21 protein-coding genes are annotated in these 22,350 nt (G+C 64.3%); 7 read left to right on the top strand and 14 right to left on the bottom strand.

Features of this window, described 5'->3' with window-relative positions:
* Positions 1–28: 28 nt before the first annotated feature.
* The 8 genes from D9R08_RS14345 to D9R08_RS14310 all read right to left on the bottom strand — a co-directional run bounded on the left by D9R08_RS14345 (position 29) and on the right by D9R08_RS14310 (position 8,281).
* Positions 29–883 (bottom strand): alpha/beta fold hydrolase, encoded by an 855-nt coding sequence (locus D9R08_RS14345; protein ID WP_233557483.1) that lies wholly within the window; start codon positions 881–883, stop codon positions 29–31.
* A gap of 52 nt (positions 884–935) precedes the next feature.
* Complete coding sequence (locus tag D9R08_RS14340) at positions 936–1,859, bottom strand: homoserine O-succinyltransferase (protein ID WP_121898750.1); 924 nt, start codon at positions 1,857–1,859, stop codon at positions 936–938.
* A gap of 40 nt (positions 1,860–1,899) precedes the next feature.
* On the bottom strand, positions 1,900–2,772 hold the full coding sequence (locus tag D9R08_RS14335) for an ATPase (protein WP_121898859.1): 873 nt from the start codon (positions 2,770–2,772) through the stop codon (positions 1,900–1,902).
* Between the two features lie 71 nt (positions 2,773–2,843).
* Entirely contained in the window at positions 2,844–3,779 is a 936-nt protein-coding gene (locus tag D9R08_RS14330; protein ID WP_233557481.1) for a DMT family transporter, read from the bottom strand.
* A gap of 104 nt (positions 3,780–3,883) precedes the next feature.
* A complete protein-coding gene (locus tag D9R08_RS14325; RefSeq protein WP_121898748.1) occupies positions 3,884–4,999 on the bottom strand; it encodes an OmpP1/FadL family transporter in 1,116 nt (371 codons plus the stop codon).
* A gap of 129 nt (positions 5,000–5,128) precedes the next feature.
* Entirely contained in the window at positions 5,129–6,037 is a 909-nt protein-coding gene (locus D9R08_RS14320; RefSeq protein WP_121898747.1) for a DMT family transporter, read from the bottom strand.
* Positions 6,038–6,350: 313 nt separating this feature from the next.
* Positions 6,351–7,457: an N-acetylglucosamine-6-phosphate deacetylase gene (locus tag D9R08_RS14315; RefSeq protein ID WP_199709372.1), complete on the bottom strand. Its 1,107-nt coding sequence runs from the start codon at positions 7,455–7,457 to the stop codon at positions 6,351–6,353.
* Positions 7,454–8,281: a MurR/RpiR family transcriptional regulator gene (locus tag D9R08_RS14310; RefSeq protein WP_456114880.1), complete on the bottom strand. Its 828-nt coding sequence runs from the start codon at positions 8,279–8,281 to the stop codon at positions 7,454–7,456. Before D9R08_RS14310 ends, D9R08_RS14315 begins: the two co-directional genes overlap by 4 nt.
* A 125-nt stretch (positions 8,282–8,406) precedes the next feature.
* Here D9R08_RS14310 and murQ point away from each other — a divergent pair, with 125 nt between their 5' ends.
* The 7 genes from murQ to D9R08_RS14275 are packed head-to-tail and all read left to right on the top strand — an operon-like array spanning position 8,407 to position 16,504.
* Complete coding sequence (murQ, locus tag D9R08_RS14305) at positions 8,407–9,342, top strand: N-acetylmuramic acid 6-phosphate etherase (RefSeq protein ID WP_121898745.1); 936 nt, start codon at positions 8,407–8,409, stop codon at positions 9,340–9,342.
* 26 nt (positions 9,343–9,368) lie between these two features.
* Positions 9,369–10,877 (top strand): ABC transporter substrate-binding protein, encoded by a 1,509-nt coding sequence (locus D9R08_RS14300; protein ID WP_121898744.1) that lies wholly within the window; start codon positions 9,369–9,371, stop codon positions 10,875–10,877.
* Positions 10,878–10,905: 28 nt separating this feature from the next.
* Positions 10,906–11,868, top strand: coding sequence for an ABC transporter permease (locus tag D9R08_RS14295; RefSeq protein WP_121898743.1), 963 nt, complete (start codon positions 10,906–10,908; stop codon positions 11,866–11,868).
* Positions 11,865–12,704, top strand: coding sequence for an ABC transporter permease (locus tag D9R08_RS14290; protein ID WP_121898742.1), 840 nt, complete (start codon positions 11,865–11,867; stop codon positions 12,702–12,704). Before D9R08_RS14295 ends, D9R08_RS14290 begins: the two co-directional genes overlap by 4 nt.
* Entirely contained in the window at positions 12,701–14,410 is a 1,710-nt protein-coding gene (locus tag D9R08_RS14285; protein ID WP_121898741.1) for an ABC transporter ATP-binding protein, read from the top strand. Before D9R08_RS14290 ends, D9R08_RS14285 begins: the two co-directional genes overlap by 4 nt.
* Complete coding sequence (locus D9R08_RS14280; protein WP_121898740.1) at positions 14,407–15,378, top strand: serine hydrolase domain-containing protein; 972 nt, start codon at positions 14,407–14,409, stop codon at positions 15,376–15,378. The genes D9R08_RS14285 and D9R08_RS14280 overlap by 4 nt, the downstream gene beginning before the upstream one ends.
* A 4-nt stretch (positions 15,379–15,382) precedes the next feature.
* On the top strand, positions 15,383–16,504 hold the full coding sequence (locus tag D9R08_RS14275) for an anhydro-N-acetylmuramic acid kinase (protein ID WP_121898739.1): 1,122 nt from the start codon (positions 15,383–15,385) through the stop codon (positions 16,502–16,504).
* Between the two features lie 48 nt (positions 16,505–16,552).
* Here the strand turns inward: D9R08_RS14275 and D9R08_RS14270 are convergent, their stop codons facing one another.
* From D9R08_RS14270 to D9R08_RS14245, 6 genes are all read right to left on the bottom strand, one after another.
* Entirely contained in the window at positions 16,553–17,563 is a 1,011-nt protein-coding gene (locus D9R08_RS14270; RefSeq protein ID WP_121898738.1) for a fatty acid desaturase, read from the bottom strand.
* Between the two features lie 57 nt (positions 17,564–17,620).
* The gene (locus D9R08_RS14265; RefSeq protein WP_121898737.1) at positions 17,621–17,827 is read right to left on the bottom strand and encodes a cold-shock protein; all 207 of its coding nucleotides are present in this window, start codon (positions 17,825–17,827) and stop codon (positions 17,621–17,623) included.
* A 400-nt stretch (positions 17,828–18,227) separates the two neighbouring features.
* A complete protein-coding gene (locus tag D9R08_RS14260) occupies positions 18,228–19,112 on the bottom strand; it encodes a LysR substrate-binding domain-containing protein (protein WP_121898736.1) in 885 nt (294 codons plus the stop codon).
* A gap of 25 nt (positions 19,113–19,137) precedes the next feature.
* Positions 19,138–20,643 carry a tripartite tricarboxylate transporter permease gene (locus D9R08_RS14255; protein WP_121898735.1) on the bottom strand — a complete coding sequence of 502 codons (1,506 nt, stop codon included), beginning with the start codon at positions 20,641–20,643 and terminating at the stop codon, positions 19,138–19,140.
* A gap of 6 nt (positions 20,644–20,649) precedes the next feature.
* Positions 20,650–21,084: a tripartite tricarboxylate transporter TctB family protein gene (locus D9R08_RS14250; RefSeq protein WP_121898734.1), complete on the bottom strand. Its 435-nt coding sequence runs from the start codon at positions 21,082–21,084 to the stop codon at positions 20,650–20,652.
* On the bottom strand, positions 21,081–22,064 hold the full coding sequence (locus D9R08_RS14245) for a Bug family tripartite tricarboxylate transporter substrate binding protein (protein ID WP_121898733.1): 984 nt from the start codon (positions 22,062–22,064) through the stop codon (positions 21,081–21,083). The genes D9R08_RS14250 and D9R08_RS14245 overlap by 4 nt, the downstream gene beginning before the upstream one ends.
* Between the last annotated feature and the right edge of the window lie 286 nt (positions 22,065–22,350).

The following is a 22,350-nucleotide window of genomic DNA, read 5'->3' as shown; positions in this document are numbered from 1 at the left end:
CAAACGGTAATATGGCCCCCGGAGGGGCTTAGCGCAATCCGGCGCGGGTTGCCACACGGTCAATTGCATCCAGTGTCGCCATGGGGTCGGCGTGGTGTGGCATATGTCCGACCCCCTCCAGAACGGTGAGATTGGCGCCGGGCACCTGCGCGGCAAGGGGTATCGAATGCACGTTCAGCGGCACCGTGTCGTCAGCGCTTCCGTGGATCATCTCCAGGGGGATATCGAGTGTCTCATATCTGGGGGCCATGGCCGTGACATGTTCCAGAAGGTCGTTCACCTGCCGTGCATTGGCGCGCAGGACCGAGCTTTGCAGGGTCAGCTCCGGGCGGATATGGCTGCCGTATCCATCCGGTACCGGGTCCGGCGCGAAAATGCGCTCTATCACGTTCATCGCAGCGCGGCGGGGCGTGAGATTGGCGATCAGCGGCACCGCCGTCACGCCGCCCAGGGCCGAGCCCGTGATCCTATAATATGCGCCAAGGCCCCCCTCCCAAGGCTGGGTGGCACCCGCGAGCAGGACAATGCCCGCCGCCTGATCGGGGTGGTTCAGCGCCCATGCCATGGCCACCGCGCCCCCATAGGAATGGCCGACGATCACCGCTTGTCCGACGCCGAGTTGCCCGGCGGCGACAGAGAGGAGGGCGGCCTGCTCTGCCGGGCTGTCATGCCCGCGGCCAAGCCCCTCCGACAGGCCGAGGCCGGGCCGGTCGAAAGCGATCACCGTGTAACGATCGGTCAGATCGGGCGCCAACTGAAAGGTGAAATCCCGCAGATTACCGCCCGCCCCGTGGAGCAGAATGACGGCCGGACCGCTGCCCGCCTGCCAGACATGGACCGAGCGGCCGGCCACCTCGATGATACGACTGTGCGGATCGCTCATCTCTGCACGGCCACATGCTGTGGCTGCCAGAAAGAACAGCAATAGCAGGCCATTACGTGCCGATCTTCGATAAATCAAAATCCGTGGTCTGATAAATCTCATTGATCCAGTTGCCATAGAGCAGATGCGCGTGGCTGCGCCAGCGATTGGTGGGTACGCGCGTGGGGTCGTCCTCGGGATAGTAGTTGACCGGCACGGCGATCGGGCTGCCGCCTTCCACATCCCGGTCGTACTCCTGTTTCAGCGTGGTGCTGTCATACTCCAGATGGTTGAAGATATAGAGCGCCCGGTGACCCGCGTCCTCCACCAGGCATGGGCCCACCTGATCGCTGCCAATCAAGGTGACGAGACCCGGCACCGCATCGACTTCCGCGGCGCGCATTTCCGTCCAGCGGGAGACGGGGATCAGCACGTCATCCGAAAATCCGCGCAGATAAGGGGAGGCCGGGGCCAGATTGCGATGCCGGTAGCAGCCGAATGCCTTGTCCGCCAGCATGTGCTTCCTGACGCCGTGGAAATGGTGGATCATCGCCATTCCACCCCAGCAAACGCCGAATGTCGAATGCACATGCGATTGGGTCCAGTCGAAAACCTTCTTCAACTCTTCCCAGTAAGTCACTTCTTCAAAAGGTAAATGTTCAATCGGCGCGCCGGTTATGATCAGCCCGTCGAACTTCTCGCCACTGTCCGCGACCTCCGCAAAGGGGCGGTAAAATTCCTCCATATGCTCGGCGGCCGTGGTCTTGGTCTGATGCTCGCTCATGCGGATCAGGCTCAGGTCGATCTGAAGCGGCGTGGCCCCGATAAGCCGGGCGAACTGCGTCTCGGTCTGGATCTTTCTGGGCATCAGGTTCAGAAGCCCGATCCTGAGCGGGCGGATATCCTGCCGCGCGGCGCGCCCTTCGCCCATCACCATCACGCCCTCACGTTCCAGTTGGGCGTAGGCGGGCAGGGTCTCTGGCAGGGTAATGGGCATCGGAACGGTCCTGAACGGCACGGGTCTGGGAAGGCTGGATTTAGGCCTTTTGCATTCGTCTGCCAAGGGCGGTCCCGATCAGCTCGACCGCATCCTGCCCGTCACGGACCCTGGCGATCTCGTTGGCACCCACCGTCACGCCCCAGTTTTCGGCCATCGCCCGATACAGCGGCGCGCGATGGGCAAGGGCCTTGGCGTAGGCGAAACGAACAAAGGCGTCCGGGTCAACGTCGTCAGGCAGGAGACTGTTTTCCTTGAGATATGCGTTCCACTGACCAATCAGGAAATCGGGTTGATAATACATCGGTTTCGGGGCCTGATCGAAGCGGCGTATCAGTTCGGCCGTGTGATCGGGGCTGCCCTCGATCCAGACCATCAGCGTGTTGGCCTGCAGCGCGCGCAAGACCTCGTCCGCCGGATCGGACGGGTCCACCACCTCGCAGATCGATCCGCCGGTGTCGCAGATGAAGTTTGGATAGCCGTAGAGATCGCGGGCGCGCGCGATGAAGCTGGGTGTGTCCAGAAGCGCGTTGATCTCCGCCCGGCGGTGCAGGGCCTGACGTCTCTGATACTCGTCCAACGGCAACCCGCCCATCGCGGGATTGCCCGGTTTGCCCAGGAAGGTCGACAGGGGGGCCAGATTATTGAAGGTGATGTTGGAGCCGATATAGATCGAGTCCGACCTCAGAAGCTCGGCCAGAAACGGCGTCTGCATCGCGATATGCTTCAGATTATCGGCGATGTGTTCGCCCATATAGGCGGTGCCGATGCGGTAGTCGACGGAGTAGTGAAACCAGTCTCCATCGGCGCGCAAGAGGCTGGCCAGCCTTGTTTTTCCAAGGCCGGACATCCCGAATACAAGCAGGTGTTTCTCGGGCGCGTCGAGCCAGGCCCGGGGTGTTTCGTAGATCAAACTCATCTGGGGTGTCCCGCTGGTGGAGATCTAACCCCTAGCGCGGGCGGGGCCTTTCTTCATCCAAAAATTCAGATGGGCGGTGATTTTCGGAAGATCTGTAGCGCGCGGCCATCAAGGATCAGCAGCCCGGTGGCCAGCAATGCAAAGCCCGCGAAGGCCGACGGGCCGAGCCGTTCTCCAAGCACCGCGGCACCAAGCAGGATCGCTACCGGCGGAATGAGAAGGGTAACGAGCATGGCGTTGCCGCTGCCTGCCATGGCAAGGATCCGGTAGTAGAGCAGGTAGGCGATGGCGGTGCCGAAGGCGGCGAAATAGCCGATAGCCGCAAAGGTGACCGGATCGGTCGGCATCTTGGGCGCTCCGTCGATCATCCATGCCAGCGGGACCATGACAAGCGAGGAGCCGGTGAGCATGCCGGCCGCGGCAACCTGTGGCGGCAGGCCCACCAGATGCACCCGCGCCCATGCCGCGGCAATGGCGTAGGACAATGTGCCTGCAACGACGGCCAGTTGGGCCATGCTGCGTATGTCGAAACCGGCGAGACTGTCGAACCCGATCGCCACGACGACACCGAAAAACGCTATGGTCACGCCAAGCCCGCGCCTGAGGGTCAGCCGTTCGTCCCGGAACACCATCGCTGCCACCAGCACACCGAAAACGGCTGTGCCTGCGTTGAAGATGGATGTCAGCCCGGTTTCGATGAACTGCTGCCCCCAGGCCATGAGGGAAAAGGGGATGATGTTGTTCAGAAGCCCCATGACAAGAAATGCACCCCAGATACGCGGGCTGCGTGGCACGGTCAGGCCCCGCCATATCACATAGGCCCAAAGCAGCAGGCAGGCCCAGAACACACGATGGGCGACCAGCGTCATGACCGGCATTTCGGACAGTGCGAGCTTGATGGAAAGGAAAGAGGCCCCCCAGATCCCGCCCAGAAGCGCCATTTCTGCCCAGGCGCGGTGGCTGACAACGAGTGATCGGGTAGTGCTGGCTGACTTTGTCATGCGGTCGGTCTAGCCGCCTGCTGCGCTGCCGACGACCCGATTCATGCACGAAAAACCCGCGCGACGAAAAACGACGCGCGGGTGAGATCTTTGATCCGCAAGGATCAGAAGCGGAAGCCAACCCGCAGTCCGACCGCGACCACCTCGTTGTCTTCGAAGCTCAGGGGGCCAAGAGCACTGTTGACGATCTGATCGCCGGGCATGCCGTATGTAACGCCGCCTGACACTGTAATAGCGTCTTGCTCGTACTGGCCGGCAAGAGTGATCGAATTCAGGCCGGTTGTCGGGGAAAGCGCGGTATCGCTTGGCGTTGTGCCCGATGTCCGATGCGTATACGCAATCGAGCCGGACCAGTTTTCATTGAAGCGGCGTCCGACACCGATCGTGTAGGTGGTGCTGTCGGACGTGAAATTCACATATCGCCCCGCGCCAGGTGTGGTGACGTTGAAACCGTCCCAAAACGCATGTCGGATCGAGCCGAACAGCAGTGTGTCTTCCGCGATGCCCGATTGAAACTCGAGGCTGATGCTTTCTGGAAACTCCACTTCGAAGGCCGTGTCTACGGTTACTGCAGCCACTCCGGTTTCCGGATTGACTGTAGCCTCGGTGCCCGTGAAGGATACGTCTATCGCGGAGTGATATGTCAGCGCAACGCGCAAGGCGATGTCGGGGATCTCATAGGCTGCTCCGACAAGGTAACCAAGGCCAGGCTCGCTCGACGAGGCGTTCAAATCCGAGAACGCCGGGGGGAGGGTTGGGGTTACGCGGGTATAAATCGTACCGGTGGAATCCAATGCGCGCAGACCGGCATGGACGCTGAAGCCATTGCCGAACTCATAGCGGCCGGTCACCGTCAGGGCCTGAGTCTCCACATTGGCGTTGCCGCCAAAAAACGGAAGACCGGCTGGTGCCGCAGTCGCGAACCCGGGATAACCGACCCCGGCGCCGAAGGGGTTATCGTAAATGACCGCAAACGAAAGCTGATCGTTCATGCGATGCAGGAATGCAAAACCAGGCAGCGTGTAGTCACGGAGCGGGTTGGGCAGAGAGGGTGTGTTGGCCTCGGGCATTACCCTGCCAAACGAGAGTTCGACGTAGTTTCCGGTCGGCCCGACGTCTTCGAACAGGACGCGCATGCTCTGATCGGTGCGGCTGATATCTGCACTGGCGATGGCGGTGCTGGCCAAAAGTGCTGCGCTGGCTGCGGCGATGTGTTTCATTGCTCTCCTCCCTGAGAGTAAATGTCCCTTTGGAAGAATGATACACGACACAAGCGGTTATCGGTCAAATATTCCCTGACGTAAGCGGCGTGCCACGTCATCCGTCGGGGCGGTGTTGTGTCAGAATTGCTACAGTTGTGCGGGTCGGCGTTGCGCGCGGCTCTCTGCAAGGATGTTCGCGTAATTGGCTGCGAAGATCAAAATCGCTCCAAGAAACACCGGCCATTCCAAGGGTTCGGCATAAAATGCCATACCCACAATCGCGATGGCCGGCAGGCGAACGAAGTCCATTGGCATGACGATGCTGGCTGGCGCGAGACTAAGCGCCTTCGTGATGCAGAAATGGGCGGTCAGCCCCGCGATCCCGATCAGAACGACCCAAGGCGCAATGGCCAGGCTGGGCCAGGTCATCTGGCCGTCAATCAGGCAGACGACAAGGCCGAAGACCAGCTGCATCGCGGCAAGATGGAAGAGGATGCAGGTGATCGTTTCGGTGCGGGTCAGGAACTTGGTGACGATCGCGGTGGCCGCAAAGCAGATCGCGGCCATGGCGGCGGCGATCATCCCCGGCGAGATCGGCGCGCTGCCCGGACGGATCACGATCAGAATACCGATGAATCCGGCCAGCCCCGCGAGCGCTTTGACCAGCGTCAACCGCTCTCCCAGAAAGAGCGCGGCAAAGAGCATGACCCAAAGCGGTGAGGTGAATTCAAGTGCGAAGACCTGCGCCAGCGGGATCAGCGTGATGGCATAGAACCAGAGGTTCTGACCCGCGAAATGGGTCAGGTTGCGGACCGCGTGAAGGCCCAGCCTGTTCCGCCGGACCTGACCCAGAGTACCCAGAACACCACCGATCGCCAGAACCAGAACGAGACTGACCGCCGAGCGATAGGTCATCAGTTCGAAGGTATCGAGTTCGACCGTAACTGTGCGCCCGGCCACCGCCATTGCGCTGAACGAAACGATCGCGCCGATCATCCATATCGCCGCGGATCCGGCGCGCGATTGATTGGCGACGGTCTGTCCAGCCTCGGCCATGATGGAAAGCCTCGTTTGCGCGGCCATCGGTCTGCCCGGCCACATCCTGCCCGCCTGCAATGCCATGTTTCCGGTGCGGCCCACAAGCGGGCAGAGCAGGCTGTACGAAAAGTCCCGGTGATCGAACCCGTTGCAGAGAGGAAGGGGCGCATATTCCCTTCGATGCTCACCAGCCGTTTTAGGATAGGGATCGGCCCGCTGCCCTCATCGACAGGCGTTGCGACATGTTGAGGCGTCTCGCGCTGCGACCGCCCGCTCAGACGGGCGGGCAGGCAGTCGGATCCTGCCTTGCCATGCGCTTACTGCGCCAAGCTCACGAAACCCCGTCGATCCGTTCGCCGCCGATGACGACGCGGTCGATCCGCAGCGCGTCGTCCAGAACAATCAGATCCGCGTGGGCGCCCGGCGCGAGGCGGCCGATATCCGTCTGGCCGAGCCAGTCGGCGGGCAGTGTGGAAAGGCGACGCGCCGCTTCGGCGAGGGGCAGGCCGATCTCGACAAGGTTGCGCAGGGCGACATCCATGGTCAGCGCCGAGCCTGCGAGCGTGCCGTCGGGCAGGCGCATGGCGCCCTCGGCCTTCACGATCTCCTGCCCGCCGAGCCGGTAGGGTCCATCGGGCATGCCTGCACCCGCGGTGGCGTCGGTGACGCCGTGCAGATACGGGATCGCGCGGCGCGCGGCGAGGATGGCGCCCGCCTCCACATGGATCAGGTCGGGTATGATCTCGGCACGCTCGGCATGGGCGAAGGCCGCGCCGCACAGCCCGTTGCCGCGATGGGCTATTCCGCTCATCGCGTTGAACAGATGCGTGGCGGCGGCCCCCTTCGCGAAGGCTGCGCGGGCCATCGCGTAGTCGCAGAGCGAATGGCCGATCTGGGCGCGGATGCCGAGGGCGTCGAGTGCAGCGTGAAGCGCGCCCCCCGGGTCCATCTCGGGAGCGAAGGTGACGATCCTCAGCGGCGCCCGCCGCGCCCAGTCGCGCAGCAGCTCCGCGTCGGCCGGGACCGCGAAGGGCGGCTGAGCACCGAGCTTTCCGGGGTTGAGAAACGGCCCCTCAAGATGCGCGCCGAGGATACGCGCCGCTCCGGGTGGCGGATCGGCCATCACCCCGGCCAGCGCATCGAGAAAGGCCTCCGTCTGAGCGACAGGCGCTGTGACGGAGGTCGGGCAGACGGCGGTCGTGCCATGGCGGGCGTGGAGCCGGGCGGAGATGGCGATCGCCGCCGCCCCCTCCATCATGTCGGCGCCGCCGCCGCCATGAATGTGGCAGTCAACGAAGCCCGGCAGAATGAAGGGCGGGGCAGGCATCTCCACGGCGGTGCCCTCGATCGCGGTGATATGGGTCCCGTAGCGAATACGGCCAGCGACCCATCCGTCCGGCGTCAGGATCGTCCCGTCGATATCGCAGGAGCCGCTCACAGCTTCAGCGGCGCCACGGCCGCGGCCGCGCCGCTGATGAGATCGGCCGCGTCCTCGCGCACCTGCACTAGGCGCAGGAACAGCAGATCGGTGATCATCAGTTGCGCGTCGCGGGAGGTGATGGCGGAGGAGCGCACGCGCTCTTCGTCGGTGACAGTCCTGAGCGCAGTGCTGGCCAGCGCCGCAAGCGGATTCGGCTGAAGTCCCGTCACCGTTACGACGGACGCCCCGCGCCGGGCCGCGGTTTCGGCGATGCGCAGGGTTTCGAGACTGGTGCCGGATTGGGAGAGCGAGACCAGCGCGTCCCGCGGTGTTAGGGTCGCGGCATTGGCCATCTGGATGTGGCTGTCTGCGTCGAAGGACACTGGCGCACCCAGTTTCTGAAGCTTGTAGGCGAAGTCGCGCGCCACGAGCGAGGAGGCGCCGACGCCGGACAGTTGGATCCTCAGGGCCGCGTTCAGTGTGTCGCGCGCGGCGTCGAGCTGCGCGGACGGGTTCACGCCAATCGTCTCCTGCATTGCGTGCAGTTTGCTTGCCAGAAGTTTCTGCGCCGTCACCGATGGGTCGTCGCCCGCCTCGATTGTGCCATGGACTGCGGAAAGGGGGGGCATGCGGGTTGCAGCGGCCCGCGCGATTTCCAGCCGCAGGTCCTGATAGCCAGAGAAGCCGAGCTTCTGGCAGAACTTCACGACACTTGACTGACTGCGCCCCGCCGCGTGGGCCAGTTCCCCAGAGGAAAGGCGGCCTACGGTATCGGGATCTCCAAGGATCGCGTTGGCGATCTGGCGTTCGCCAGCTGTCAGCGTATCCAGATGCGCTTCGATGACGGTGAGGATGGACAGGGTAAAACCTCCAGCGACGTCGCTATGGAATAGTATATCACAAAAATATTGACAATAAGGAATAGAAAATTCAGGCTCACGCCAACCTTGGGGAGGAGAGAGCTGCCGTGTCCAATTCCGCTTCGCCGGATCTGAGTGCGCTCGTTTCGGAAGGACGCAACCCGCGTTCCACTGATATCGACCTGATGTCTTCGGCCGGGATCATCGCCTGCATGAATGCGGAGGACCGTCTGGTCGCCGACGCGGTCGCCGCCGAGGCGCCCGCCATCGCCGCGGCCGTGGACCGGATTGTGACCGCCTTCGAGGCAGGCGGGCGGCTGATCTATATCGGTGCCGGGACAAGCGGGCGGCTTGGTGTACTCGACGCGTCGGAATGTCCGCCGACCTTTTCGGTTCCGCCCGGCATGGTGGTCGGGATCATCGCCGGCGGCGACGGCGCGCTGCGCCGGTCGATCGAGGCTGCAGAGGATGACGACGCGAGGGGCGCGGCTGATCTGGAGGCCATCGACCTGAACGCAACGGACGTGGTCGTGGGGATCGCCGTCAGCGGCAGGACGCCTTATGTCGCTGGTGCGCTCCGCCATGCGCGAGGCGTCGGGGCCGGCACCATCGCGCTTTCCTGCAATCCCGGATCGCTCATCGCCGATCTCGCGGACATCGCCATCGCACCCGTCGTGGGGCCCGAGATCCTGACCGGCTCGACCCGGCTGAAATCGGGCACGGCGCAGAAAATGGTTCTCAACATGCTCAGCACGGCAGCCATGATCCGGCTCGGCAAGACCTGGGGTAATCTGATGGTCGATGTGACCATCTCGAACCGCAAGCTGGCTGATCGCGCCGAAGGCATCCTGCGGGAGGCCACGGGATGCGGGTCCGAAGAGGCGCGCGACCTTCTTGCGCGCAGCGGCGGCAGCGTGAAGCTTGCCATTCTCATGCAGATCACCGGCCAAGATGCCGATGCGGCACGGGCAGACCTCGAAGCCGAGCGCGGATTTCTGCGCAAGGCCATCAGACGCGCGGGGAGCAACCCCGCCACGCCATGACAACCGATACAAGGGAGATGTTTCGAATGACTTCGATCAAGAAGACGGCCGCCGCGCTGGCGCTTGGCCTCACCACGGCACTGGTCGCCCCGGCCGGTGCACAGACGCTGAACGTGGCGTGGTCGCAGGACGCGACCGGGCTGGACCCTCACACGCAGCCCGGCTTCGCCTCGATCCGCCTGCTGGAGTTGCTCTACGAGCCGCTGGTGCGCCTCGATGCAAATCTCGAACTCCAGCCGGCGGTGGCCGAAAGCTGGTCCTTTTCCGAAGACGGCACGCAGCTCACCTTCCGGCTTGACCCCGACGCGGTGTTCCACGATGGCACATCCGTGACCTCCGAGGATGTGCGCGCCTCTTTCGAGCGTATCCTCGACGAGGCGACCGGCGCCGTGGCGCGGGCCAACTACACCTCCATCACCGGGATCGAGACGCCCGATGCGCAGACCGTCGTTCTCCAGCTCGACGGGCCGGATGCCCCGATCCTGAACGGTCTGGCCTCGGTCAATGCCGCCATCGTCCCGGCCTCCGCCATCGCGGCGGGAACCATCGGCACGGAGATCGTGGGTTCGGGGCCCTTCACCCTTGCCGAGCGGACGCCCAACGCGAATGCCCGCCTTGCCGCGTTCGAGGACTGGCATGGCGGAGAGATCGCCTATGACGAGATCGCGGTGAACGTGCTTCCCGACGAAACGGCGCTTCTGGCCGCGCTGCGGGCGGGGCAGGCGGATTTCGCGCTGATCAACGATCCGCTTGTGGCGACACTCGTGCCGCAGACCGCAGGGCTTGAGCTCAACGCCGCGCCCACGCTCAGCTATTATGTGCTTCAGCTCAACGCCGCGCGGGAGCCGATGGGCGAACTGGCGGTTCGGCAGGCCATCGCCTGTGCCGTGGACCGGCAGGATATTCTCGACGCAGCCCTTCTGGGCGAGGGGGAGGTGACCGGACCGCTCACATCGCCAGCCTATCGCAGCGACCCGCAGGGGCTTTTCTGCTACGAGCAGGATCAGGACCGCGCGCGCGCCCTTCTTGCCGAGGCGGGTTATGCCGACGGGTTCAGCGCGACGCTGATGGCCGCAACGGGCGAGCCGCCCACCGCGTCGGCCGTGGCGCAGCTTATCCAGTCGCAGCTTGCCGAGGTCGGCATCGAGCTTGAGATCGAGATGCAGGAGATGAATGTCTATATCGACCGCTGGCTGGCGGGAGACTTCGACATGGCCGTGGCGCTGAATGGCGGGCGGGTCGACCCCTACACCATGTACAACCGCTACTGGACGCGGGATGGCAACCTGCAAGGTGTGGCCAACTATATCGACGATACGCTCGACAGCCTGATGTCCGAGGGTCGGATCGAGACCGACGAGGCGGCAAGACGTGAAATTTTCGCGAACTTCGAAAGCCATCTGGCAGAGATGGCGCCCTGGGTCTGGCTCTTCACCGGTAATACCTACACGGCGCAGCGCGAGGGCATTGACGGCTTCGAGCCGAGCCCGACGGGCTCGCTCTTCGGGCTTGTCGATGTGACGATCCCCGATTGACCCGTAACCCGCCGGTGGAGGGGCCGACGTGAGCTACTTTCTCAGACGTCTCGCGGTTTTTCCACTGGTGATGCTGGGCGTGTCGATCTTCGTCTTCATCGCCATCCGGCTTGTGCCCGGCGACGCCATTACGGCGATGCTGGGCACCGAGGGGGGGATGCTGACACCGGCGCAGCGCGAGGCGCTCACAGTCTATTTCGGTCTAGACCAGAATTGGGCGGTCCAGTATCTCCGCTGGCTCGGCGGCCTTTTCCGGGGTGATCTGGGCATCTCGGTGACCTATGGACAACCGGTGCTCCAGATCATCCTCGAGCGCTTTCCCCTGACACTGCAACTGGCGCTTATGTCCATGGTCATCGCGCTTCTGATCGGTCTGCCGGCAGGGGTCTATGCCGCCACGCAGGCGGATCGGCCATCGGACCTGCTCGTGCGGGTTTTCGCAATGATCGGCCAGTCGATGCCGAATTTCGTCGTCGCCCTGTTGGCGATCTACATCCTGTCCGTGGGCTTCGGCGTGTTGCCGACGATGGGGCGTTATGTGCCGTTCCGCGAGGACCCGTTCGGAAACCTCGCCCAGATGATCCTGCCCGCGATCGCGCTCGGCACCGCCTTCGCGGCTGCGGTCACCCGCATCTCCCGTGCCGCGATGCTCGATATCCTGAGCGAGGATTACGTGCGCACCGCACGCTCCCAGGGCTTTTCGCAACGCTATGTGATCTGGCGCCACGCCCTGCCCAACGCCCTGATCCCGGTGCTGACGCTCAGCGGGGTGGAGTTCGGATATCTCCTCGGCGGCGCCGTGATCGTAGAGCAGATCTTTGCGCTGCCGGGTCTCGGGCGGGTCGTCCTCGACGCGATCCTGCAACGCGATTACGCGCTTGTTCAGGGTGTTGTCCTCTTCATTGCGTTCAACTTCATGCTTGTGAACCTCTTGGTCGATCTGGCCTATGCCGCGCTTGATCCGCGTATCCGGTACGGAGACAGACCATGAGGATCCCGGGCGCGCTCCTGCGGCATTCGGCCGGTCGCATCGGCCTTGTCATCATCGGTGTGCTCACCGTGGCGGCGGTGCTGGGCCTGCTCGGCCTCACGCCGCATGATCCGCTGGCGCAGGACCGGCTCGCGCGGCTCCAGCCGCCGGGCGGGAGCTATCTCATGGGCACCGACCTGTTTGGCCGCGACATTCTGAGCCGGCTGATGGTGGGCGTCGGCCAGTCCTTCACGGTCGCCTTCCTCTCCGTCGGGATCGCGGCCACGGTCGGCACGGTACTCGGCCTTACGGCGGCGTGGTTCGGCGGGCTCTGGGATGGGGTGGCGATGCGCATGATGGACGTGCTTCTGGCCTTCCCGGCGATCCTTCTGGCGCTTCTGATCGTGGCGATTCTTGAGGCCGGTATGGCCACCTCGGTCCTTGCCATCGCCGTGGTCTATACGCCGATCTTTACCCGGGTCGCGCGCGGCCCCGCTCTGTCGCTCAAGACGCGCAGCTTCGTCGATGCCGCGCGCACCTTCGGCAGTTCGCGGCGCTACATCCTGACGCGCCATCTGCTTGGCGATCTCGTGGCCCCGCTCACGGTGCAGTTCACGCTGGCGCTGGCCTGGGCGCTCCTGACGGAGGCCGCGCTCAGCTTTCTCGGCCTCGGCACCCAACCGCCCAACCCGTCCCTCGGGCTGATGCTGTCGGACAGCCGCAACCTGATGGAGATGGCGCCATGGATGCTGATCTTCCCGGCGGCGGTGATCATGCTGGCGGTTCTCGGCTTCAACCTTCTGGGCGACGCGCTGCGCGACATCGCGGATCCGCGCTCGCGGAGGGCGCTGTCATGACGCTGCTTACGGTCAGGGATCTGCGCGTGGGTTTCGGCAGGCCCGGTCACGAGACCGAGGTGGTTCAGGGTGTCGACCTCGACCTTGCCGCCGGCGAGACGCTGGCCATAGTGGGCGAAAGCGGGTCGGGCAAATCGGTTACGGCGATGTCGATCAACCGGCTGGTGGATTACAGCGGAGGGCGCATCCTCGGCGGGTCGATCCTGCTCGACGGGACGACGGACCTCGCAACCGCCTCCGAAGCGCGGATGCAGAACCTTCGCGGGGGCGAGATCGGAATGATCTTCCAGGAGCCGATGACCTCGCTCAACCCGGTGCTCAAAATCGGCACACAGATTGGCGAGATCTTCGCCAAACGTCGCGGTCTGAGCGGACGGGCGGTACGGCAGGCCGCGATCCGGGCCCTTGAAAGGGTCCGCATTCCCGATGCGGCGCGTCGCCTCGATCAGGCCCCGCACCAGATGTCGGGTGGCATGCTCCAGCGGATCATGATCGCCATGGCCTTCGCGGGTGAGCCGCGCCTGCTGATCGCGGATGAACCGACCACGGCGCTCGATGTCACCATACAGGCACAGATCCTCGCGCTTCTGGCGGAGATGAAACGGGAAACCGGGATGGGCCTGATCTTCATCACCCATGACATCGGCCTCGTTGCGGGTATAGCGGACCGGGTTGTGGTGATGCAGGGCGGCCGCGCGGTGGAAAGCGGGACCGCCGATGACGTTTTCGACCGGCCCGCCCATGACTACACACGCCATCTGCTGAGTGCGGTGCCCCATTTCCGGGGCGGGCGATCCGCCCGTGTAAATGCAGTTCGCAGCGAGGGCGCCAAGGCCACGCTTCGTGTTGAAAATCTTGGCGTCCGCTTCTCGGTTGGCGGCGGCTTCCTCAGGCAGGCCAAAGGATATGTCCACGCGGTAGAGGGCGTGTCCTTCGATCTTGTCCCGGGCGAGACGCTCGGCATCGTGGGCGAAAGCGGTTCCGGCAAGTCGACGACGGCGCGCGCCATCCTCGATCTGGTGCGGCCGACGGCGGGCCGGGTGGAAGGGGCTGAGGGCCGCGCGGTGCAGATGGTGTTCCAGAACCCCAACGCCTCGCTCAATCCGCGGATGGACGTGCGCGCGCTCCTGTCCGAACCGGTGATCGCGGCGGGCAGGCGGGTGGACACCGAGGCACTCGACCGGATGCGGATGCTGCTCGACAAGGTGGATCTGCCGCAGGATGCGCTGGCGCGCTATCCACACGAATTCTCCGGCGGTCAGCGGCAACGCATCTGCATCGCGCGCGCCCTGATGCCGAACCCCAGGGTGCTGGTTCTGGACGAGGCCGTCTCGGCGCTCGATGTGTCGGTGCAGGCCAAGGTACTGGACCTTCTGATCGATCTGCAGCGGGATTTCGGTCTTGCCTATCTCTTCGTGTCTCACGACATGGCTGTGGTAGAGCGCATCGCGCACAGAATCGCCGTGATCTATGCCGGTCGCATTGTGGAGATCGGCGCGGCCCGGTCGGTCCTGTCCGATCCGTGTCACCCTTACACCCGCAAGCTCATCGCGGCGGTCCCATCGATCGAGCGCCGGCATGTTGATTTCGCGCTCGACACGGACGAGGTCCCTTCAACGCTGCGCCCGGACGGGTGGCAGGCGCCGCCGCAAAGCTGGCGGGATCATGGCCCCGATCACCGTGTCGCGGTGGAGCCCGCGGCATGACCCTCGATGCGGCCTGGGCCAACGCGGCGGGCGCCGTGGCCGCCGGGCGCATTCCCTGCGCGGTGCTTGGCGTCACCGGCCCTGACGGGCGGCAGGTGCGGGCGACGGGACTGGCGGCGAAGTTTCCCGAAGAGGTGCCCGTCGCGCGCGACACGCTGTTCGATCTTGCGTCGCTGACCAAACCGGTTTTCACGACCGAGCGTATTCTTGCCCATGCGGAGGCCGGGCGGATCGACCTTGATGCACCGCTCACCTCCATCATCCCGGACCTGCGCCAATACGATGCCGAGAGCTGGGAGCGGCGGGTTACCTTTCGGGATTGTCTTGCCCACCGGACGCCCTTTCCCGCGGTCGAGCCGATCTACACCTATGGCGGCGATCCGGCCCGATTGCGCGCCTTCGTGTTGCAACGCGAATGGAGACGGCAGGCGCCTCCGGTCTATTCCGACATCAATTTCATCCTGCTCGGCATCGCCCTGGAACGTCTTGAAGGCTGCCCTATCAGGCAAATGGACCCAGGGCCGAGCTTTACCTTCGCCCCCGATCCGGAGACCTGCGCGGCGACCGAGGCCTGTACGTGGCGCGGGCGTATCCTGCGCGGCGAGGTGCATGACGAGAACTGCTTTGCCTTGCAGGGGGCCGGGCATGCGGGGCTTTTCGGCACCGCCGATGCGCTGCTCGGTTTTGCCGAAGACCGGCTCGCGCAGGCTCCGGAGCCCATCTTCACGGCACTCTCGCCCATACGCAGCCATGGCTGGGAGATCCGTCATGACGGGTGGTCCGGCGGGCAGAAATGCTCGGCTGCGACCATAGGGCATACCGGTTTTACCGGCACAGGTCTCTGGATCGATCCGGAGGCCGGGATCGCCTGGACCCTTCTGACCAATCGCGTCCACCCCACGCGCCACACCGAAAGCGGCATCGCCGATCTCAGGCGCGCAGTGGGGGAGGCGCTCTTCGCGGAGTGATGAAATGGATATGCACTGGTGCGTCGGCCTGATGACCGGCACGGTCCTTGACGGGAATATCGATGTGGCGCTCCTGCGAACCGATGGGGAGGGCGTGGCCGAATTCGGCCCGTACGCGCTCGACCCCTATGACGAGGACACCCGCGCGATCCTGCCTCGCTGCCTGAGCGCGGCGCTGGACTGGAACTTCGACGGCCCGGAGCCTGCCATCTTCGCCGTGGCGGAGGAGCGGATTACCCGCGCGCAGTCCGCCGCCGTTGCCCGGCTGGTGGCAGAGGCGGGATTGGCGATGTCCGACATCGCGGCGGTCGGGTTTCATGGCCAGACCGTTCTGCATCGCGCACCCGTGGGCGGGCGCCCGGGCCGGACCCGGCAACTTGGCGACGGGGGCCTGATGGCGCAACTGCTCGGGGTGCGGGTCGTCCATGATTTCCGCAATGCGGATATGGCGGCGGGCGGGCAGGGGGCGCCGCTTTCAGCGATTTATCACGGCGCGTTGCTGGACAGCCTCGGCGGCGGGACCGGCACGGCGATCCTGAACCTCGGTGGGGTGGCCAATGTGACGGCGTGCGATGGCGCGGGCGGGCTCGTGGCATTCGACACCGGGCCCGCAAACGCCCCGATCAACGATTTCGTCAGAAGCCGCGGGCTTGGCGAAATGGATCGCGACGGCCGGCTTGCCGCGGCGGGCCGGGTCGACACCGCGCGGCTCCGGCAGGCGCTCGGGCATCCCTATCTCAAGCAGGCCTATCCCAAGTCTCTTGACCGGTTCGATTTCGGTCATGACTGGGCGGCCCCGCTTTCCGATGCGGACGGGGCGGCGACGCTGACGGCCTTCACGGCGGCGGCGGTGGGGCGGGGCCTCGACCTCCTGCCGGTGCGGCCCGCGCGGCTGATCGTCTGCGGCGGCGGTCGGCGCAACCCGACGCTTCTGAAGATGCTGGGAACCTTTGCCGAGGTCACGGTGGAGACCGCCGAGGCCGTCGGCTGGGAGGGGGATGCGACCGAGGCCCAGTGCTTCGCCTATCTCGCCATGCGCAGGCTGCGGAACCTCCCGGGCAGTTTCCCTTCGACGACCGGGGCGGCGGCTCCGACCCTTGCGGGCCGGATCGCAACGGCGGCCTGACCTGCTGCGGAAAGCCGCGTCCGACGGGACACCGAACGATATCCTCGGTCAGACAGCCGCGCTGCGCGCTTCGGCAAACGAAACGAGTTTGCGGCGCTCCTCGTCCCAAAGATGAAGACGTGCGCAGCGGAAGCTTTCCCACAGCGTGATGCGCTTGGATTGTGCCAGCAGATCGTGATCCCTGATCACCTCGTCTAGCCGGTAGAAGGGGATGCGGCTGGCCAGGTGATGCACATGGTGGACGCCGATGTTTCCGGTGATCCAGCGCAGGATCCCGGGCAGCGCGTAATGCGAACTGCCCTCAAGGGCTGCGTTCTGCACATCCCAGTCGCCTTCACGCTGCCAGCTTGTCTCCTCAAACTGATGCTGCACAAAGAAGAACCACATCCCGGCGATCGCGGCGAGCAGCATGGTGGGGAAGAAGACAAACAGAACGACATTCCAGCCCCCCAGCCAGATGATCGCCGCAAGGGCGGCACCGATGGCGGCATTCGTGGCCAGGGCGCTCAGCCAGTACCTCCAACCCGATCGCATCAGGCCGACCGGAAGCCGATTCTGCAGGAAAAACGTGTAGAAGGGGACGACGCCGAACAGGAAAAGCGGATTGCGGACAAGGCGATAGAGCGCTTTTCCGATCCATCCTTTTGCCTGATACTCCTTCACGGTCAGTGTCGGCAAATCGCCGACACCGCGGCGGTCCAGATTGCCGTTGGTGGCGTGGTGGATGGCATGGGTCCTGCGCCAGACGTCATATGGCGTCAGCGTGAGAACGCCGATCGCACGGCCCGTCCAGTCGCAGACCTGCCGGTTTCGAAACAGGGAGCCATGGCCGCAATCGTGCTGGATCATGAACAAGCGGATCAGGAAGGCCGCGTTTCCAAGCGCCAGAAAGACGGCGAGCGTGGTGCTGACCGACAGCATCCACCAGGCGCAGGCCCAAAGGGCCAGGAACGGTGTGAGTGTTACGATCAGCTCGAAGAGGCTGCGCGCCGTGTCGGGTGTGCGATACCGGGCAAGAACACGGGTCCAGTCCGAAGGGCTGGGTGCCGGATGGGTCATTCCATCGGTTTCGGTGATTGCGAAAGGGCGCTCCGTTGGAGCGCCCGCGCAGTCAATTCAGGCAAGCGCAAGATTGATCGCGCTTTCCCGCCCGTCACGGCCGGATTCGACATCATAGGTTACCTTCTGATCGTCATCGAGGCTGGTCATGCCCGCCCGCTCCAGTGCGGAGATATGCAAGAACACGTCCTTGCCGCCTGTTTCGGGGGCGATGAAGCCGAAGCCTTTGGAAGAATTGAACCATTTCACTGTGCCATTGGCCATGTGAAGTTTCCTTTATGATCGCCGCCCGCAGAATGCGGCGGCCCGGCTTCTCACGACTGTGTCTAGCGCTGTGAGCCGGTGAAGGAAAACAGAGGGTCGAAAATGAGGTCAGTAGCATCCTCTACTTGGCGATTGACGGCCGGGTTTGCAAGGGGGTGGCATCCATTAGCCAAGGTTTCCTTTGCTATTCCACAAGCCGGTCAGTACTGGTGGCAGGCTGCCGGATACCCCGGCGGCCCGAAAAGGAAAGCCAAAATGTCGTTCAACGACTTGGCGAGGATTGAGGCGGCCAAGAAAAAGGCGTCGCAATCGAAAGATCCCAAAGGGCAACCCGATCCCGAACCGGCCCGCCCCTCTGGCGGCAAGCCGGTCGCGCCCCCGGCGGACTGACCAGCCCGGCCTAGGAGCCGGTCAGGCTGTCGAGCAGGAGTCTTGCGTGGCGGGGCAGGGTGCCCAGCCTGCGCACCGCTATGAAAAGGTCGCGTTTCGCCCAGGGCTCATCCAGCGCAACCATGGTCAGCTCCGCATCGTGGACATAGGGCTCGACCGCGCCATAGGGCAGGATCGCGATCCCGAGCCGGGCCTGCACCATTCGGCGCACCCCGTCGAAGCTTTGAACCTCGACCCGAATTCTCAACTCCCGACCCGCGGCGGCCGCGACTTTGCGCACGTGGGACTGGATGGAACTACCCCCCTGCAGACCGACAAAATCCTCATCCAGAAGCGCCTCGAACGGGACCGCCGCCTGCCGCGCAAGCCGGTGCTCCGGGGGCATTGCCACGACCAGCGTGTCGCGCCTGTAGGGCAGGGTCTTCAGCCTCTTGGTGCTGGTCAGGCCGGAAAAGATGCCGATGTCGCACTGGCCTTCGTGCACCGCCTTGAGGATTTCCCGGCTGGTCCGTTCTGCAAGCTCGATCCGCAATTCCGGGTGATGCTTGACAAACTCGGCAAGGTCTTCAGGCAGAAACTGGGTGATGGAGGAGGTATTGGCCGCGATCCGGATGGTGCCAAGCTTGCCATCGGCGTAGCGGCTCATCTCGGCATCCATGTGCTCGATAACGCCAACCAGGCTGTCGATATGGGTCAGCAACTCGCGCCCTGCCGCGGTGACGTCGACACCGCGCCGCTCGCGGTAGAGAAGGGGCGCGCCCAGCCGGGCCTCGAGGTCCGATATCCGTTTGGAAACGGCGGAGGCGGCCATGTTGTGCTTCGCCGCCGCCCCGGCGATGGAGCCGGCGCGGGCGACGGCCCTGAACAGGATCAGACTGGTGAAGTCGTGGCGCATGACGGCTCCCGCGTTCCGGACAGTTTTACTCCGCCGCAGGGCCGCGCTTGCGGTCCCGCAGGCCCAGCCAGATCGACAGCGCCAGAAAGGCGACCGTCGCCAGATAGAGAGCCACCGAAATCCAGCTTGCGACAAGCACGCCGTAATCGCCGCCCGAGATCGACAGGGCGCGGCGCAGGTTGTTTTCCATATCCGCACCGAGCAGCAGACCCAGCACCAAAGGCACAAGGGTGATGTCGAGCTTGCGCAGAATGTAACCCAGCACGCCGAATGCAATCATGACGTAAAGGTCGAAGGTGGAGTTGCTGATCGAGTAGACGCCGATGAAGCTGATCGCGACCACCAGCGGCATCAGCGACCAGGTCGGGATCGCCATCAATCGGGTGAACAGCCCGATCAGGGGCAGGTTCAGGATCAGCAGCATGACGTTGGCCATGTAGAGCGACGCCACGAGGCCCCAGACAAGGTCTGGCTGGCGCTCGAACAGGAGCGGCCCGGGCTGGACATTGAGCGAGATCAGCATCGCCAGCATCACGGCCGTCGTGCCGGAGCCCGGCACGCCGAGCGACAGCATCGGGATCAGTGCACCGGCGGAGGCGGAGTTGTTTCCCGCCTCGGGTGCCGCGACACCTCTGGGATCGCCCTTGCCGAACGTGCCGTTCTTGTTGCTGACCTGCTTTTCGATCGAATAGCTCATCACCGCCCCAAGCGATGCGCCCGCGCCCGGCAGAACGCCGGCGACAAAACCGACCACCGCGCCGCGCACGGTCGCCCAGGCCGTGCCCAGGATGACCTTCGCCTCCGGGATCCAGGTGGTCAGGCGGATCGCGGCATCGCGATCCTTGATCGCGCGCTCCAGAAGGAACATCAGTTCGGAAATGGCGAAAAGACCCACAAGCGCCACGATGGGGTCGATGCCGTCATAGAGGTTGAAGGAGCCGCCCGTGTAACGCGGGATGCCGGTGGCGGGATCCAGCCCGATCGTTGCGATCATCAGGCCGATCAGGGCAGAGAGCAGCGTCTTGCGTGGATCGACGCCCGCCAGCCCGCCGATGGTGGCAAAGGCCATGACATAAAGCGCGAAATAGTCCGCAGGTCCGAAATAGATCGCCGCCCGCGCAAGGAGCGGCGCGAAGAGGGTCAGCCCCACAATCGCAACGGTGGCCCCGACAAAGGATGCCACGCCCGAGATCGCCAGCGCATTCGCAGCCTGACCCTGCTGCGCCATCGGATAGCCATCAAGCGTGGTCATCACGGCGGGTTCATCGCCGGGGATGTTGAGCAGGATGGAACTGATCCGCCCGCCATACATGCAGCCGAAATAGACGGCGCTGAGCAGGATGAGCGAGGCCGTCGCGTCAAAGCCGAACGCGAAGGTGAGCGGGATCAGGATCGCCACGCCGTTCACCGGCCCAAGGCCCGGCATCGCGCCGATCAGGGTGCCCGCGAAGCATCCGAAAAGCAGCAGCGCGAGGTGCAGCGGTTGCAGCGCCACGGAGAACCCAAGCGCGAGAGACGAGAGAATTTCCATATATGCTCAACCGGTGAAGAAACTGCCGAGAAAATCTATGGGCAGGCCGAGAAGCTGATCGAACAGCACCCACAAGGACAAGGATCCGGCCACGCCGATCAGGAGCGATTTGCCGGGCGGGCCATCCAGAATGATCGCCACCACCGCTATGAGCGCCGCCGTCGCAATCGGAAACCCGAGACGTTCCAGGAGCAGCGCATAGACGACGAGCGCTGCCAGCGCCATGGCCTGCCGCAACAGCCTGTCACCCGACGGCCAGCTGACTGTGCCCCCCGGAAACACCACCAGCGACAGCGCAAGCGCCATCGCCGGGATACCCACCATAACCGGAAAAACCGACGGCCCCAGAACGTCGCCGAACGAGGCCGTGTAGTCCTGCGCGGTCCAGGCATAGAGCGCCGCGACCAGAAAGATCGCGACGCCCGCAAGCCTGATGCTCATTCAATCACGCCGATATCGCGGGAGATGTCGGCCATGATCTGTTCCTGCTCCCGCACATAGGCCTCGAAATCGGCGCCGCCGATCCAGATCGGAACCAGACCGAACTCGACCGCGGCCGTTTGCCACTCGTCGGAGTTGTAGAGCGTTTCGAGCCGCGCCACCCAGGCGTTGTAGGCCTCGTCGGAAACGTCGCCGCCGGTATAGAGCCCGCGCCAGTTATAGCCTGTCACGTCGATGCCCTGACTGATGGCGGTGGGTATGTCCGGAAACGCCGGGACCGGCTCGGTGGAAAGCGCGGCCAGAACGCGGATGTCGCCCGATTCCACGAAGCCCGCGATCTCGCCCAGATCGGTCGAGACAACGTCGAGCTGCCCACCCATCATCTGCGTCACCGCATCGGTGCCTCCGTCGAACTGGACCCAACGCAGCGCCGTGAGATCCTCCAGACCGGCCTCGCGGGCGACCATCAGCAGGCGGATATGATCCCAGCCCCCCGCGCCGGAAGAGCCTGCCGTCACCACGCTTGACGGATCGGCAACCATCGCCGCGTTCAAATCTGCCAGGGTTTCGTATTCGCTGTCCGCGGCGACGGCGATAACGCCGACATCCGCCCCGAGCATGCCGAGATATCGCATCGTGTCGATGCCCGAGGGGTATCGGCCCTGTGCGATCTGGGTCACGCCGACGGTCGACGTGGCGACGATCAGACCCGGGTCGTCCGAGCGTTCGGACGCGACCATCGCATATGTCACCGCGCCGACTCCACCGGGCATGTTGGTAATCTGCACATTGCCGTCCACCAGATCCAGCTCCGACAGGATGCGGCCGATGGTCCGGCAGGTGAAATCCCATCCGCCACCCGGATTGGATGGCGCGATGCACTCATTTGCCTGCGCCATCTGCGGCGCGGCCGACAACGAAAACACCGTTGCGGCGGTGGCAATGGCCAGTTTGGCCGATAGGATGGTTTTTACTCCCATGGGTCTGAACTCCTCCCGTAAAGAAACCCCGGTGCAGAAGAGGTGACCTTTTCACGGATTTCAAGCCTGTCTTGCCGTATGGCGATTGCAGGCGTCGAAAAATCCGATGGCTGGGCCGTGGCCGGAGGCTGGGGCAGGGTGGGCATCGGGGCCGGCGGGTCTGATCGCAGCGGGATTTAAGTATAAAATTTCATGTGGTTGCCGGGACCTGATACATATCGGCGGGATCTCAGGCGCGCGCTGATCATCGGCAAGCCTGCCTGCATGTCCTTATGGAGAGATCGCC

It is taken from the genome of Rhodophyticola porphyridii (genome assembly GCF_003688285.1).
Classification (GTDB): Bacteria; Pseudomonadota; Alphaproteobacteria; order Rhodobacterales; family Rhodobacteraceae; genus Rhodophyticola; species Rhodophyticola porphyridii.
This window is presented reverse-complemented; position numbering and strand designations above follow the sequence as displayed.

Excerpts from the sequence above, each read along its gene's own strand:
- D9R08_RS14345 (WP_233557483.1), bottom strand. The coding sequence starts at position 883 with ATGAGCGATCCGCACAGTCGTATCATCGAGGTGGCCGGCCGCTCGGTC.
- D9R08_RS14340 (WP_121898750.1), bottom strand. The coding sequence starts at position 1,859 with ATGCCCATTACCCTGCCAGAGACCCTGCCCGCCTACGCCCAACTGGAA.
- D9R08_RS14330 (WP_233557481.1), bottom strand. The coding sequence starts at position 3,779 with ATGACAAAGTCAGCCAGCACTACCCGATCACTCGTTGTCAGCCACCGC.
- D9R08_RS14325 (WP_121898748.1), bottom strand. The coding sequence starts at position 4,999 with ATGAAACACATCGCCGCAGCCAGCGCAGCACTTTTGGCCAGCACCGCC.
- D9R08_RS14320 (WP_121898747.1), bottom strand. The coding sequence starts at position 6,037 with ATGGCCGAGGCTGGACAGACCGTCGCCAATCAATCGCGCGCCGGATCC.
- D9R08_RS14300 (WP_121898744.1), top strand. The coding sequence starts at position 9,369 with ATGACTTCGATCAAGAAGACGGCCGCCGCGCTGGCGCTTGGCCTCACC.
- D9R08_RS14290 (WP_121898742.1), top strand. The coding sequence starts at position 11,865 with ATGAGGATCCCGGGCGCGCTCCTGCGGCATTCGGCCGGTCGCATCGGC.
- D9R08_RS14285 (WP_121898741.1), top strand. The coding sequence starts at position 12,701 with ATGACGCTGCTTACGGTCAGGGATCTGCGCGTGGGTTTCGGCAGGCCC.
- D9R08_RS14280 (WP_121898740.1), top strand. The coding sequence starts at position 14,407 with ATGACCCTCGATGCGGCCTGGGCCAACGCGGCGGGCGCCGTGGCCGCC.
- D9R08_RS14275 (WP_121898739.1), top strand. The coding sequence starts at position 15,383 with ATGGATATGCACTGGTGCGTCGGCCTGATGACCGGCACGGTCCTTGAC.
- D9R08_RS14270 (WP_121898738.1), bottom strand. The coding sequence starts at position 17,563 with ATGACCCATCCGGCACCCAGCCCTTCGGACTGGACCCGTGTTCTTGCC.
- D9R08_RS14265 (WP_121898737.1), bottom strand. The coding sequence starts at position 17,827 with ATGGCCAATGGCACAGTGAAATGGTTCAATTCTTCCAAAGGCTTCGGC.
- D9R08_RS14260 (WP_121898736.1), bottom strand. The coding sequence starts at position 19,112 with ATGCGCCACGACTTCACCAGTCTGATCCTGTTCAGGGCCGTCGCCCGC.
- D9R08_RS14255 (WP_121898735.1), bottom strand. The coding sequence starts at position 20,643 with ATGGAAATTCTCTCGTCTCTCGCGCTTGGGTTCTCCGTGGCGCTGCAA.
- D9R08_RS14250 (WP_121898734.1), bottom strand. The coding sequence starts at position 21,084 with ATGAGCATCAGGCTTGCGGGCGTCGCGATCTTTCTGGTCGCGGCGCTC.
- D9R08_RS14245 (WP_121898733.1), bottom strand. The coding sequence starts at position 22,064 with ATGGGAGTAAAAACCATCCTATCGGCCAAACTGGCCATTGCCACCGCC.